The following is a 12,861-nucleotide window of genomic DNA, read 5'->3' on the forward strand; positions in this document are numbered from 1 at the left end:
GAGAGCGCGATGAGCATGAGCTTCATGCGGCGCGACGGCCGGGGCCTGCTGCTCGCGCTCGCGCTGTGGCTGCTGGCCCTGGCGGCGCCCCCGGTGCTGGCGCAGGCCGAGCCGGGCGACGAACCGGTGCAGCGCCAGCTGCGTGAACAGACCCGGCAGCGCGGAGAGTTCCAGCCGGGCGAAGAGATCCGGGAAAGTGAACAAGTCCGGCAGCGCGAACAGGTCGGGCAGCGCGAACAGACGCGGCAGCGCGAGCGCGAGCGGGCCGGACCGCTGAACGATGCGCCGATGTGGCGGCAGGCGCGCTCCGGCGAAGCGTTCTTCACGACCGTGCGCGGCCCGGAGACCGGCGTGCTGATCCAGAGCGAAGGCAACACCTGGCGTCAGCTGCGCAACGGCCCGATCAAGCAGTACGGCAGCGCCCTGCTGCTGGTCGTGCTGCTCGCGCTCGCAGTGTTCTACGCTGTGAAAGGCATCATCAGGCTGCACGCCGCGCCGACCGGGCGCCGCATCCAGCGCTTCAGCGTGTTCGAGCGGGTCGTCCATTGGGGCACCGCGATCACTTTCGTGCTGCTCGCCGTCACCGGGCTCGCGATCCTGTTCGCCAAGCATTTCGTCGCCCCGCTGCTCGGACATGACGCGCTCGGCGTGCTGCTCGTCGTCGGCAAGAACATCCACAACTACATAGGGCCGGTGTTCCTCGTGTTCACCGTGCTGATGATCCTCGCGTTCGCGCGCGACAACCTCTGGGAGGCGAGCGACCGCGTCTGGATCCGCAAGGGAGGCGGCTTCATCAGCGGCGAACACGTGCCATCTGGGCGCTTCAATTTCGGCGAGAAAGCCTGGTTCTGGGGCGGCGTCGCGTTTCTCGGCCTGATCGTTGCCGGCTCGGGGCTGGTGCTGGACTTCCCGAACTTCGGCCAGCTCCGCGTGACGATGCAATGGGCGAACGTCATCCACGCAACGGCGTCGATCCTGCTGATCGCGATGTCGTTCGCCCACATCTACCTCGGCACGATCGGCCTCGAAGGCGCATATGGGGCGATGAGGACGGGTTACGTCGACGAAACCTGGGCGAAGGAGCACCACGCGCTGTGGTACGAGGACGTGAAGGCCGGCAAGCCGCGCCATTCCTGAATCACGACGTTGCGCGCCGACGCTCCCCGGCTCGCGCGCGATACCTGAATTCCCGTCTTTCCCATCCGCAGCATTCGCGGCTAGACTAGGTCCGCCATGACTTTGTCACCATGTCATGCTCCGTGACCGCAGGCCCCAATCCGAACAGAGGAGAGATCGATGAGCAAAGTTACCCTGGGTGGCAATCCGATCGAAGTCGCCGGCAAGTTCCCGCAGCCGGGCGACACCGCGCCGCCGCTGTCGCTGGTCGGCGCCGACCTCGCCGAGGTCACGCTCGACAACTACGCCGGCAAGCGCAAGGTGCTGAACATCGTGCCGAGCCTCGACACGCCGACCTGCGCGACGTCCACCCGCAAGTTCAATGCCGAAGCGGGCAAGCTCGACAACACGGTCGTGCTGATCATCTCGGGCGATCTGCCGTTCGCAGCGAAGCGCTTCTGCGTCGCCGAAGGCCTCGACAACGTCGTCACGCTGTCGACGCTGCGCGGGCGCGAGTTTCTGAACGATTACGGCGTCGAGATCGCGTCGGGGCCGCTGAAAGGGCTTGCCGCGCGCGCCGTCGTCGTGCTCGACGAGAACAACCGCGTGCTGCATTCGCAACTCGTCGGCGAGATCAAGGACGAGCCCGATTACGCTGCAGCGCTCGCCGCGCTGAAGTAAACATCAGGACGCCTGCCGGCGCCCGCGCAGCGGCAGCAGCCCGACGAGCGCGACGGCCGCGAACGCGGCGCCGGCGATAAAAGTCGTCGCGGAACCATAGGCGTCCCACAGCGCGCCGGCGATAACGCTCGCGGCGAGCAGCGCGAGCCCCCCGACGAGGTTGAACAGGCCGAATGCGGTGCCGCGCAGCGCAGCCGGGGCCGCGTCCGCGACCAGCGCCGCAAGCAGGCCTTGCGTCATCCCCATGTGCAGTCCCCACAGCACGAGCCCGAGTGCAAGCCCGGCGAGGCCGTCGACGAGACCGAGCGCGAGGTCGGCGGCGACCAGCAGCGCGAAGCCGAGCGCGAGCAGCCGCGGGCGGTCGAAGCGATCGGCAAGCACGCCGGCCGGGTACGACGACAGCGCGTAGACGACATTCATCAGCACGAGCACGAACGGCACGAGCGTCGCCGCGACGCCGATTTCCTGCGCGCGTAGCACGAGGAAGGCCTCGCTGAAGCGCGCGAGCGTGAACACCGCCGACAGCGCGACGGTCCACCAGTATTCGGCCGGCAGGCGCCGCAGCTCGGCGACCGACAGCGGCTGGCGCACGATATCGACTCCGGCGGGTCGCGGCGCGTCGTGCACCGCGAACACGATCAGCGCGAACGCGCCGAAAGCCGGCACGACCGCGGCCCAGAATACCAGCGGGATGTTCTCGGACGTCAGCCACATCAGCCCGACTGCGAGCAGCGGGCCGACGAAGGCGCCGACGGTGTCGAGCGATTGCCGCAACCCGAACGCGGCCCCGCGCAGCTGCGGCGGCGCGAGGTCGGCGATCAGCGCGTCGCGCGGCGCACCGCGGATGCCTTTGCCGATGCGATCGACGAAGCGTGCGGCGACGACCCAGCCGAGCGTCTCGGCGAGCGGGAACACCGGTTTCGTGAACGCCGCGAGCCCGTAGCCGATCGCGGCGAGCAGCTTGCGGCGGCCGAGCCAGTCGGACAGCGCGCCGGAGAACACTTTCGTGATCGACGCGGTCGCTTCAGCGATCCCTTCGATGAAGCCGACCGCGAGCGTCGAGGCGCCGAGAGTGGTGACGAGGTAGATCGGCAGCAGCGCGTGGATCATCTCCGACGACACGTCCATCAGCATCGACACGAAGCCCAGTGCCCAGATGCCGGGAGGAAGGCGGCGTCGCGCCGCCGCGCTGGTGCTGCTGTCGTCGCCTGTCGCCATGCCGTCCGGCTCCGTTGCGAGTGGATGAAACCGTCGGCCGGATTATGCCGCGCAAAGCGGTAGCGGCAGCGTTCGCCCCGCCCAGGCGATGCGGGCGGCGGCTCACGGCAGACGGTAACAGACTGTTTGGACGACGTTTTTCCGTGGAACAGGAGTGGGAAACACTGTGCTTTCGCGCCGCAACAGCGTAAAATCCTCGCCCTTCCCGCTCGATCGGCCTTTTCGGCGCGCACTCATGCTCTATCCCTCCCGTTTCGACGTCATCGTGGTTGGCGGCGGCCATGCCGGCACCGAAGCTGCGCTCGCCGCGGCGCGCATCGGCGCGAAGACGCTGCTCCTGACGCACAACATCGAGACGCTCGGGCAGATGAGCTGCAATCCGTCGATCGGCGGCATCGGCAAGGGCCATCTCGTCAAGGAAGTCGATGCCCTAGGCGGCGCGATGGCCGCGGCAACCGATGAAGGCGGCATCCAGTTCCGCATCCTCAACGCGTCCAAAGGCCCGGCGGTGCGCGCAACGCGCGCGCAGGCCGACCGCGTGCTGTACAAGGCGGCGATCCGCCACCGGCTCGAGAACCAGCCGAACCTGTGGTTGTTCCAGCAGGCGGTCGACGACCTTACGGTGTCGGGCGACCGCGTCACCGGCGTCGTCACGCAGATCGGCCTCGCGTTCGAAGCGCCGGCCGTCGTGCTGACCGCGGGGACGTTCCTCAACGGTCTGATCCACGTCGGCCTCGACAATTATTCGGCAGGCCGTGCCGGCGATCCGCCGGCGATCTCGCTCGGGGCGAGGTTGAAGGAACTCGCGCTGCCGCAGGGGCGGCTCAAGACCGGCACGCCGCCGCGCCTGGACGCCCGCTCGATCGACTTCTCGGTGATGCAGGAGCAGCCCGGCGACGACCCGGTGCCGGTGTTCAGCTTCCTCGGCCGTGCGGACCAGCATCCGCAGCAGCTGCCGTGCTGGATCACGCACACCAACGAGGGCACGCACGACATCATCCGCGCGAATCTCGACCGCTCGCCGATGTACTCCGGCGTCATCGAAGGGGTCGGGCCGCGCTACTGCCCGTCGATCGAGGACAAGATCCACCGCTTCGCCGACAAGACGAGCCACAACATCTTCCTCGAGCCGGAAGGGCTGACGACCCACGAGATCTATCCGAACGGCATCTCGACGTCGCTGCCGTTCGACGTGCAGCTCGCGCTCGTGCGCTCGATCCGCGGGCTCGAGAACGCGTTCATCCTGCGCCCCGGCTACGCGATCGAATACGATTACTTCGACCCGAGAAACCTCAAGAGCAGCCTCGAGACGAAGAGCTTCCACGGCCTCTTCTTCGCCGGCCAGATCAACGGCACGACCGGCTACGAGGAAGCGGCCGCGCAGGGCCTTTTGGCCGGCGCGAACGCCGCGCTGCAGGTGGCCGGCCGCGAACCGTGGTGTCCGCGCCGCGACGAAGCGTATCTGGGCGTGCTCGTCGATGACCTCATCACGCGCGGCGTCTCGGAGCCGTACCGCATGTTCACGTCGCGCGCCGAATATCGCCTCTCGCTGCGCGAGGACAACGCCGACCTGCGCCTGACCGAAAAGGGCCGCGAGCTGGGCCTCGTCGATGACGTGCGCTGGGCTGCGTTCTGCGAGAAGCGCGACGCGATCGAGCGCGAGACCGCGAGATTGAAAGCGACCTGGGCGCATCCGGCGCGCGTGCCGGCGGCGGATGCCGAGCGCGTCGTCGGCAAGGCGCTCGAGCGCGAATACCGTTTCTTCGAGCTGTTGCGCCGGCCGAACACGCGCTACGCGGAGCTGATGAGCCTTCCCGGAGCGCCGGAAAACCCCGAGACCGACCCGCAAGTCATCGAGCAGATCGAGATCGCGGCGAAATACCAGGGCTACATCGACCGCCAGCAAGGCGAAGTCGCGAAGCAGCTGCAGGCCGAATCGACGCTGCTGCCGGCCGATCTCGACTACAGCCGGGTGCGCGGCCTGTCGAAGGAAGTGCAGCAGAAGCTGAACCTGCACAAGCCCGGGACGCTCGGCCAGGCCGGACGCATCCAGGGCGTCACGCCGGCGGCGATTTCGCTGCTGATGGTGTGGCTCAAGCGCCGCGACCTGGCTGCGGCAGCGGGCGTGGACGACACCGGACTGCCGGCGCCCGACGGCGAGGGCGAGGCCGCGCCACGGATGCGTCGGGTATGAGCGCTGCAACCCTCGAGCAGGGCCTCGCGGAGCTGGGCCTGCATCTTTCGCCGGAGACGCAGGCACGGCTCGCCGCGTTCGCCGCGCTGCTGCAGAAATGGAACCGGGTGTACAACCTCACGTCGATCCGCGACGCCGGCCAGGTCGTCACGCACCACCTGCTCGATTCGCTCGCGGTGCTGCCGCATCTCGCCGGCATCGCGACGCTCGCCGATGTCGGTTCGGGTGGCGGCCTGCCGGGAATTCCGCTCGCGCTCGCCGCACCGGATTGCCATCCCGCCCTCGCGGTGACGTCGATCGAGACCGTCAACAAGAAAGCGAGCTTCCAGCAGCAGGCGAAGATCGAACTCGGGCTCGCGAACTTCACGGTCGTGAACGAGCGCGTCGAAAACGTCCGGCCGGAGGCAAAATTCGACGCCGTGATCTCGCGCGCTTTCTCCGAACTGTCGGATTTCGTCGGCCTGACCGCGCATCTCTTGCGCCCCGGCGGACGTTTCCTTGCGATGAAGGGCGTGTATCCTCGCGAGGAAATCGCGCGCCTGCCGGCGGGTTTCCGCGTCGTCGAGGGGCACCCGCTGACGGTGCCGAGGCTCGGCGCCGAACGACACCTGATCATCCTCGAAAGGAACTGAATGGCCCGAATCTTCTGCGTTGCAAACCAGAAAGGCGGCGTCGGCAAGACGACGACTTGCGTCAACCTCGCCGCCGCGCTCGCACAGGCCGGCCAGCGCACGCTGCTCATCGACCTCGATCCGCAGGGCAACGCGACGATGGGCAGCGGCGTCGACAAGCGGGCGGTGACGAAGTCGGTGTACCACGTGCTCGTCGGCCTCGCGACGCTCGACGAAGCGTGTGTCACGTCGCCTTCGGGCGGCTACGACGTGTTGCCGGCGAACCGCGACCTCGCCGGCGCCGAAGTCGAACTCGTCGGCCTCGAACGGCGCGAGAACCGCCTGCGCGACGCGCTCAGGGCCTCCGGCGCCGATTACGACCTCGTCCTGATCGACTGCCCGCCGTCGCTGTCGATGCTGACCTTGAACGGGCTGTGCGCGGCCCACGGCGTCATCATCCCGATGCAGTGCGAGTATTTCGCGCTCGAAGGCCTGTCCGACCTCGTCAACACGATCAAGAAAGTGCATTCGAACCTGAACCGCGAGCTGGGCATCACCGGCCTCTTGCGCGTCATGTTCGATGCACGGATGACGCTGCAGCAGCAGGTCTCCGCGCAACTCGAAAGCCATTTCGGCGACAAGGTGTTCCGCGCGATCGTGCCGCGCAACGTGCGCCTAGCCGAAGCGCCCAGCCACGGCATGCCGGGCGTGGTGTTCGACAAGGCAGCCAAAGGGACGCAGGCCTACATGGCTTTCGCCGCCGAGATGATCGAACGTGTCAGAACGCCGTGAGCGACCATGAAGCCGAGCGAAGCTTTGCGCCGCCACCGTGCTGAGATCCTCGCGCTCGCGACTCGTCATCGTGCGCACAACGTGCACGTGTTCGGATCGGTGAGCCGCGGCGACGACAGCGATCTCGATCTGCTCGTCGAATTCGGTCCCGACGCGAGTTTGTTCGACGCTTTTGCGCTTCAGGAGGAACTCGAATCGCTGCTCGCGCTGAAGGTCGAAGTGGCAACGCCGGACGGCCTGCACCCGTTGATCCGGACCGAAGTGATGCGCGAGGCGAGGCCGCTGTGAGCCGAAAGGAAAAGCGCGCGGTTCCGCTGCTGATTGCCGATCTCGTGCAGGCCGCGAGGGAGATCGCCGAATACGCGGCGATCGAGCGAGGGGACTTTCTCGCCAATCGCATGCGGCAGCGCGCCGTGATCCAATGCTTCGAGGTGATCGGCGAGGCGACGAAGAAGCTGCCGGCCTTTTCGGGCCGCACACCCTGCGCTTCCCTGGCGTTACATGGCGGCGTTTCGCGACAAGCTCATTCACGATTATTTCGAGGTCGACTTGGACTTGGTGTGGAACACTGCAACCCGCGAGATTCCCGCAATGATTCCGTTGCTGGAAAAACTCGGCAACCTGCCCATTAAAGACGTTTGAAGATGACCCGATCCAGACTCAAAGGCCTCGGCCGCGGCCTCGACGCGCTGCTTGCCGGGAACCAGGATGACGACGCCGAGCGCGGCGAACTGCAGGCGCTCGCGGTCGGCGACCTGCGGCCCGGCAAGTACCAGCCGCGCACGCGCATGGACCCGGGTTCGCTCGAGGAGCTCGCGGCGTCGATCAAGGCGCAAGGCGTGATGCAGCCGATCCTCGTGCGGCCGGTCAATGGCTCGGCGTACGAGATCATCGCCGGCGAGCGGCGCTGGCGCGCAGCGCAGATCGCCGAGCTCGCCGATGTGCCGTGCCTGGTGCGCGAGATCCCGGACGAAGCGGCGCTGGCGATGTCGCTGATCGAGAACATCCAGCGCGAGGACCTCAACCCGCTCGAGGAAGCGGGCGGCATCCAGCGCCTCATCGACGAGTTCGGCATGACGCACCAGCAGGCTGCCGATGCGGTCGGGCGTTCGCGACCGGCGGCGTCAAACCTATTGCGTCTGCTCAATCTCGCCCGCCCGGTGCAGGAGCTGCTGATGGCAGGCGACATCGACATGGGCCATGCGCGCGCGATGCTGCCGCTCGACGGCGCCGGCCAGATCCAGCTCGCGAACCACGTCGCGGCGCGCGGGCTGTCGGTGCGCGACACCGAGCGCCTCGTGCAGCAGACGCTGAATCCGCGCCAGAAGAAGGCCGAGCGCGAACCCGATCGCGACCTGCTGCGGATCGAAGAGGACATCGCGGACGTGCTCGGGGCGACCGTCAGGATCAAGGCGAACAAGAAAGGCGCCGGCGAAGTGACGATCCGTTTCGGCAGCCTCGACCAGCTCGACGGGTTGCTCGAGAGCCTCGGCGCGTCGAAGAGAGGCGGGTAGGCGGTCACATGGCGGGTCGGACTCGGAGGCGCAGCGAGACGGCTTCGCATTGACTTGCTTGCGGGGTGTACCAGAATGACAGGGGCACGGCTCGCACGCTGAAGCGGCGGACGGGGACGCTTCGATCGGCAGGGAGGACGGCGATGATCTTCCGGCAGCTCTTCGAACCGCTGTCGAGCACCTACACATACCTGCTCGGCTGCGAGGACACCGGCGCGGCCGTGCTGATCGACCCGGTCGTCAACGCGATCGAGCGCGACCTCGCGCTGATCGCCGAACTGCGGCTACGGCTCGAACTCACGCTCGACACGCACATCCATGCGGACCACATCACTGCGGCGCGCCACCTGAAAGAGCGTGTCGGCAGCCGCATCGCCGCGCCGGCGATCGACCGGCTGCCGTGCGTCGAAGTGCCGGTCGAAGAAGGCCGGCCGGTCGCGGTCGGCAGCATTACGCTGCAGCCGCTGCACACTCCCGGCCACACTGACGGGCATTTCGCCTACGTGTGTGGCGACCGGGTGTTTACCGGCGATGCGCTGCTGATCGACGGCTGCGGCCGCACCGATTTCCAGAGCGGCGACGCGGCGGCGCTGTACCGCAGCGTGCGCGAGAAACTTTTCACGCTGCCCGACGAGCACCTCGTCTATCCGGCGCACGACTACCAGGGCCGCCGGGTGTCGTCGATCGCGCAGGAACGCACCCGCAATCCGCGCCTCGGCGGCGAGCGCACGCTCGACGAGTTCCGCGACATCATGGCCGAACTGAAACTGCCCTACCCGAAGTTCATCGACTACGCGGTGCCCGGCAACCGCGAATGCGGCGTCTGTCCGCAGGGGCTGCCCGACGAACTCCAGGCCTACTGCGGACGCATGAGCGAAAGCCGGCAAGGCTAACCGCCGCGACACACACACTGCCGTTCCCCGGGCGGGCGGTGCCCTCCCGGGGAACGGCAGTGCCGGCGTAGCCCGCGCTCTCCGCCGGCGCTTCGCCCGCCCTTCGCCCCTCCCGCACTCCCCGCAACTCCTGCAGCCCCGGCACGCTCCGGTCGATGGCCGCCGCGTGCAGTTCGAAAAATCCCTTGACTTCCCTTCCTTGAAGGCCACAATACCATCCATATGGATGGAGAGGAGATGGTAATGAGCGTACATGAGCTGCGCCCGAAAGCGGGAGAGACGACCGAGAAGATCACGATCAATCTCGGCGTCATCGACCTCGGGCAGATCGATCTGTTGGTACAGGAGGGCTTTTATTCGAACCGCACCGACTTCATCCGCACGGCGATCCGCAACCAGCTCGTCACGCACAACGAAGTGATCCGCAGCACCGTCGCCCGCAAGGCCTTCGTCCTCGGCCTGCAGCACTACACGCGCCGCGATCTCGAAGCGGTGCAGGCAGCCGGCGAGCAGCTCGACATCCAGGTGCTGGGGCTGGCGAGCATCGCCGCCGACGTGCCGCCCGAACTCGCGCTCGCGACGATCGAATCGATCGTCGTGCTCGGCGCGCTGCATGCCAGCGCAGCGGTCAAGGCCGCGCTGGCAGACCGAATCAGGTGACCGCTTTCGCGGTCCGCAAGGAGATTCAAGCCATGAATGCCAGACTCAACCCCAATCTGCTCAATCCCGACCTGCTCGAAGCCACGCGGCTGACGCGCGCCGGTCAGCTGCTCGAAGCGACCGCGCTGATCCAGCGCGCTCTCGGCGGGCGATTCGCGCCGTCGCCTGCCACCGTGCGGGCGGCCGCCACCGCTACGCCCGCTACGGACCGGGCAGGGGAGCCCCCGCTCGAAGGCAGCTGCCGCGTCATCGACATCGGCCCGTTCGTCGCCGACGCCGAGCCGCAGCCCACGCACCGGGATCATGCCGACACGACCGCCAAAGCCGCCGAGCCGGCGGCAGAAGCGGTTGTCTCGCCCCTGACTTCACGCCTGGGGGCGGCGCTGCGCGACAAATTGTTCAAGTTTCGTGGCGCAGTCCCGGCATTCGAGCCGATCGTCCCGGGCGCGGCGCCCGAAGCGCTGCCGGACGGTGCGCGCTTCATCAGCGGCTCCTACACGAACGACGCCGGCACGCGCAGCTACAAGCTGTACGTGCCGAGCAACTATGGCGGCGAGCCGGTGCCGCTGGTCGTCATGCTGCATGGCTGCACGCAGAACCCGGACGACTTCGCCGCCGGCACACGCATGAACGAGCTGGCCGAGCAGGAGCCTTGCCTCGTGCTCTATCCGGCGCAGTCGGCGGGCGCGAACGGGTCGAAATGCTGGAACTGGTTCAAGCCTTCGGACCAGCGCGCGGGGCAGGGCGAGCCGTCGCTGATCGCCGGGATGACGCGCGAAATCGCCGCAAGCTACCACGTCGATCGGCACCGCATCTACATCGCGGGCCTGTCGGCAGGCGGCGCAATGGCGACGACGATGGCGACGACCTACCCGGATCTCTACGCCGCTGCCGGCATCCATTCGGGCCTGCCGCATGCGGCCGCGCACGATCTGCCGTCGGCGCTCGCGGCGATGCAGCAGGGAAGCGCACGCGCGGCCGGTGTCCGGGCGGCGAGCGCCGGGACGAGCCGGGAAACGCCTCACCCCGTGCCGGTCATCGTCTTCCACGGCGACCGCGACACGACCGTTCATCCGCGCAACGGCGAGCAGGTGATCGTGCAGTTTGCGCCTACAGGCGTGCGCACCGGTTCAGCCGGTGCAGGGGCGAAGCCGCGTGCGAGCATCGAACGGGGCCAGGTGCCGAACGGGCGTGCCTACACCCGGACGACCTATCACCACCCGAACGGCTCGCCCCACGTCGAGCAGTGGACGGTGCATGGCGCCGGCCACGCGTGGTCCGGCGGCAGCTCGCGCGGCTCCTACACCGACCCGCAGGGCCCGGACGCAGCGAAGGAAATGCTGCGCTTTTTCCTCGCCCATCCGGCCGGCGGCAAAGCGGCGCCGGAGCCGGGACGCGCGATGTAATCGACGACCGGGCGCTCGCAGGCCCGGCCCCTGCCAGCAATGGCCCGACGCGCCGCAATCGTCATGCGGCATGCGAGTTGGCAGGATGTTCACCGGCCCCCCGCCCGCCCGGCCGCTGACGCGCACCGGGCGGTGCTTATTCGGCGTCGGCGACTTCCTGTTTGCGTGGACGGCGGCTGCGCGATGCGGGCTTGCGCGCCGCCTTGGCGACCGTCTCGGTCGTCACTGCGGGAGCAGGCGGTTCCGCGGGAACCGGACTTTCGGTCGGCGCGCGAGCTTCCGCAGCGGCTTCGGCGGCCGGCGGCACGAGCGCTTCGGCCTTCTTTGCCGCGGGCTTGCGCGGGCCGCGTCCCTTGCGTCGTGCTTCCGGCTCGCGATGCGCTTCCACCGGCAGCGAAGTTCCTTCCGCGACTGCCGCTTCGGTCGGTTCCTGCGCCGGGATCGTCGCAGCTTCTTCAGTCACGTTGAGCGGCGGCGGCACGGCGAATGGCTGTGGCTGCACCGGTGCGGCAGGGGTTTCCGGCTCTGCAGTCTCCTGCGCCAAAGCTGGCGCCGTCGGCTTTACGGCCTGTTTGCGCCCGCCCCGACTCCGACGCCGCGGTTCGTGCTGGACGGCCGGCTCCTCGGCGGCGGGCGCCGCCGTGACGACGGGTTCGGCGGTGACAGGCTCGGCGATGGCAGGTTCGGCGACAACTTCGGGCGAAGCGGGCGCTTCGAGCGAGGGGGTGTCGGCCGGCTTGCGGCTTCCCCGCCCGCGTCGCGACTCGTGCCGGCCGCTCGCCGGCGCGCGCGCTTCGGTGACGATCTCGACGACGACCGGCGCCGGCTCCGCTCCTGCGTCGTGCGCTGCGGCGCCTCCGTTGCTGCGATAGACGTAGGCGCCGGACTTCTCGTCGCGGCCGAATTCGAGCAGGCCGCGCGCCTGCGCTTCTTCGAGCAGGTTGCCGAACGCGCGGAAGCCGTAGTACGACTCGTTGAAACCCGGTTTGCGCCGCTTGATCGCTTCCTTGAGCATCGACGCCCAGATCTTGCCGCTGTCGCCGCGTTCGGCGACCAGCGCGTCGAAAGTATCCACCGCCAGTTCGATCGCCTGCGTCTTGCGCGCTTCCTGCTCGTCCTTGCGGCCTTTTTCCTCGTCGGGCGAGCGCTTCGCCGCGGGCTGTGCTTCACGCGTGTCGCGCTTGGCCGCCGCGCGCTGGCTCTCGCGCACCAGGTCGTCGTAGAAGATGAATTCGTCGCAGTTCGCGATCAGGAGGTCCGACGTCGATTGCTTGACGCCGACGCCGATCACCTGTTTCGCGTTCTCGCGCAGCTTCGACACCAGCGGCGAGAAGTCGGAGTCGCCGCTGATGATGACGAAGGTGTTGACGTGGGATTTCGTGTAGCACAGGTCGAGCGCGTCGACGACGAGCCGGATGTCGGCCGAGTTCTTGCCCGACTGGCGCACGTGCGGGATCTCGATCAGCTCGAAGTTCGCCTCGTGCATCGTCGCCTTGAAGCCCTTGTAGCGGTCCCAGTCGCAATACGCTTTCTTGACGACGATGCTGCCTTTGAGCAGCAGCCGCTCGAGCACGCGCTTGATGTCGAACTTCTCGTAATTGGCGTCGCGCACCCCGAGCGCGACGTTCTCGAAGTCGCAGAACAGCGCCATGCTGGCGGTTTCGTGCGGTGATGCCATGATGTTCTCCAGTGAGGCCCGTGGCGGTACGGGGACAAGCGTCGTTTTTGCGATTATCTCCGAACCGGGCCCGCGGGGTGACGGCGATCGTCCGCGCG

At 67.9% G+C, this 12,861-nt stretch carries 13 protein-coding genes and 1 pseudogene; 12 read left to right on the forward strand and 2 right to left on the reverse strand.

What is annotated here, in order from left to right; genetic code table 11:
• Positions 1–9 precede the first annotated feature (9 nt).
• Complete coding sequence (locus GO608_RS03300) at positions 10–1,137, forward strand: formate dehydrogenase subunit gamma (RefSeq protein ID WP_169197848.1); 1,128 nt, start codon at positions 10–12, stop codon at positions 1,135–1,137.
• Between the two features lie 159 nt (positions 1,138–1,296).
• Positions 1,297–1,797: a thiol peroxidase gene (tpx, locus tag GO608_RS03305; protein ID WP_169197849.1), complete on the forward strand. Its 501-nt coding sequence runs from the start codon at positions 1,297–1,299 to the stop codon at positions 1,795–1,797.
• 3 nt (positions 1,798–1,800) lie between these two features.
• Here the strand turns inward: tpx and GO608_RS03310 are convergent, their stop codons facing one another.
• Positions 1,801–3,015 carry an MFS transporter gene (locus tag GO608_RS03310; protein ID WP_169197850.1) on the reverse strand — a complete coding sequence of 405 codons (1,215 nt, stop codon included), beginning with the start codon at positions 3,013–3,015 and terminating at the stop codon, positions 1,801–1,803.
• Positions 3,016–3,250: 235 nt separating this feature from the next.
• On the opposite strand from GO608_RS03310, the gene mnmG reads away from it, so the two are divergent.
• The 10 genes and pseudogenes from mnmG to GO608_RS03355 all read left to right on the forward strand — a co-directional run bounded on the left by mnmG (position 3,251) and on the right by GO608_RS03355 (position 11,085).
• The gene (gene mnmG / locus GO608_RS03315) at positions 3,251–5,209 is read left to right on the forward strand and encodes a tRNA uridine-5-carboxymethylaminomethyl(34) synthesis enzyme MnmG (RefSeq protein ID WP_169197851.1); all 1,959 of its coding nucleotides are present in this window, start codon (positions 3,251–3,253) and stop codon (positions 5,207–5,209) included.
• Positions 5,206–5,841: a 16S rRNA (guanine(527)-N(7))-methyltransferase RsmG gene (rsmG, locus tag GO608_RS03320; RefSeq protein WP_169197852.1), complete on the forward strand. Its 636-nt coding sequence runs from the start codon at positions 5,206–5,208 to the stop codon at positions 5,839–5,841. Before mnmG ends, rsmG begins: the two co-directional genes overlap by 4 nt.
• Positions 5,842–6,612, forward strand: coding sequence for a ParA family protein (locus GO608_RS03325; RefSeq protein WP_169197853.1), 771 nt, complete (start codon positions 5,842–5,844; stop codon positions 6,610–6,612).
• Positions 6,613–6,618: 6 nt separating this feature from the next.
• Positions 6,619–6,900, forward strand: a complete 282-nt coding sequence (locus tag GO608_RS03330; RefSeq protein ID WP_169197854.1) for a nucleotidyltransferase family protein — start codon at positions 6,619–6,621, stop codon at positions 6,898–6,900.
• A gap of 44 nt (positions 6,901–6,944) precedes the next feature.
• Positions 6,945–7,064: pseudogene (locus tag GO608_RS19660) on the forward strand (HepT-like ribonuclease domain-containing protein); the annotation flags it as partial.
• A 49-nt stretch (positions 7,065–7,113) separates the two neighbouring features.
• Entirely contained in the window at positions 7,114–7,254 is a 141-nt protein-coding gene (locus tag GO608_RS19665; protein ID WP_211159286.1) for a HepT-like ribonuclease domain-containing protein, read from the forward strand.
• 2 nt (positions 7,255–7,256) lie between these two features.
• Complete coding sequence (locus GO608_RS03340) at positions 7,257–8,126, forward strand: ParB/RepB/Spo0J family partition protein (RefSeq protein ID WP_169197855.1); 870 nt, start codon at positions 7,257–7,259, stop codon at positions 8,124–8,126.
• 143 nt (positions 8,127–8,269) lie between these two features.
• Entirely contained in the window at positions 8,270–9,019 is a 750-nt protein-coding gene (locus tag GO608_RS03345) for an MBL fold metallo-hydrolase (protein WP_169197856.1), read from the forward strand.
• A 243-nt stretch (positions 9,020–9,262) separates the two neighbouring features.
• Positions 9,263–9,679 (forward strand): CopG family transcriptional regulator, encoded by a 417-nt coding sequence (locus tag GO608_RS03350; RefSeq protein ID WP_169197857.1) that lies wholly within the window; start codon positions 9,263–9,265, stop codon positions 9,677–9,679.
• 32 nt (positions 9,680–9,711) lie between these two features.
• On the forward strand, positions 9,712–11,085 hold the full coding sequence (locus GO608_RS03355; protein ID WP_169197858.1) for an extracellular catalytic domain type 1 short-chain-length polyhydroxyalkanoate depolymerase: 1,374 nt from the start codon (positions 9,712–9,714) through the stop codon (positions 11,083–11,085).
• Between the two features lie 136 nt (positions 11,086–11,221).
• Here the strand turns inward: GO608_RS03355 and GO608_RS03360 are convergent, their stop codons facing one another.
• Positions 11,222–12,763: an NYN domain-containing protein gene (locus GO608_RS03360; protein WP_169197859.1), complete on the reverse strand. Its 1,542-nt coding sequence runs from the start codon at positions 12,761–12,763 to the stop codon at positions 11,222–11,224.
• Positions 12,764–12,861 lie beyond the last annotated feature (98 nt).

The sequence above is a fragment of the Aromatoleum buckelii genome (assembly GCF_012910785.2).
Taxonomy (GTDB): Bacteria; Pseudomonadota; Gammaproteobacteria; order Burkholderiales; family Rhodocyclaceae; genus Aromatoleum; species Aromatoleum buckelii.

Bases quoted from the DNA above. Each gene is read 5' to 3' on its own strand.
- GO608_RS03355 (WP_169197858.1), top strand. From the start codon at position 9,712: ATGAATGCCAGACTCAACCCCAATCTGCTCAATCCCGACCTGCTCGAA.
- rsmG (WP_169197852.1), top strand. From the start codon at position 5,206: ATGAGCGCTGCAACCCTCGAGCAGGGCCTCGCGGAGCTGGGCCTGCAT.
- GO608_RS03325 (WP_169197853.1), top strand. From the start codon at position 5,842: ATGGCCCGAATCTTCTGCGTTGCAAACCAGAAAGGCGGCGTCGGCAAG.
- mnmG (WP_169197851.1), top strand. From the start codon at position 3,251: ATGCTCTATCCCTCCCGTTTCGACGTCATCGTGGTTGGCGGCGGCCAT.
- GO608_RS03340 (WP_169197855.1), top strand. From the start codon at position 7,257: ATGACCCGATCCAGACTCAAAGGCCTCGGCCGCGGCCTCGACGCGCTG.
- GO608_RS03310 (WP_169197850.1), bottom strand. From the start codon at position 3,015: ATGGCGACAGGCGACGACAGCAGCACCAGCGCGGCGGCGCGACGCCGC.
- GO608_RS19665 (WP_211159286.1), top strand. From the start codon at position 7,114: ATGGCGGCGTTTCGCGACAAGCTCATTCACGATTATTTCGAGGTCGAC.
- GO608_RS03360 (WP_169197859.1), bottom strand. From the start codon at position 12,763: ATGGCATCACCGCACGAAACCGCCAGCATGGCGCTGTTCTGCGACTTC.
- GO608_RS03345 (WP_169197856.1), top strand. From the start codon at position 8,270: ATGATCTTCCGGCAGCTCTTCGAACCGCTGTCGAGCACCTACACATAC.
- GO608_RS03330 (WP_169197854.1), top strand. From the start codon at position 6,619: ATGAAGCCGAGCGAAGCTTTGCGCCGCCACCGTGCTGAGATCCTCGCG.
- GO608_RS03300 (WP_169197848.1), top strand. From the start codon at position 10: ATGAGCATGAGCTTCATGCGGCGCGACGGCCGGGGCCTGCTGCTCGCG.
- tpx (WP_169197849.1), top strand. From the start codon at position 1,297: ATGAGCAAAGTTACCCTGGGTGGCAATCCGATCGAAGTCGCCGGCAAG.
- GO608_RS03350 (WP_169197857.1), top strand. From the start codon at position 9,263: ATGAGCGTACATGAGCTGCGCCCGAAAGCGGGAGAGACGACCGAGAAG.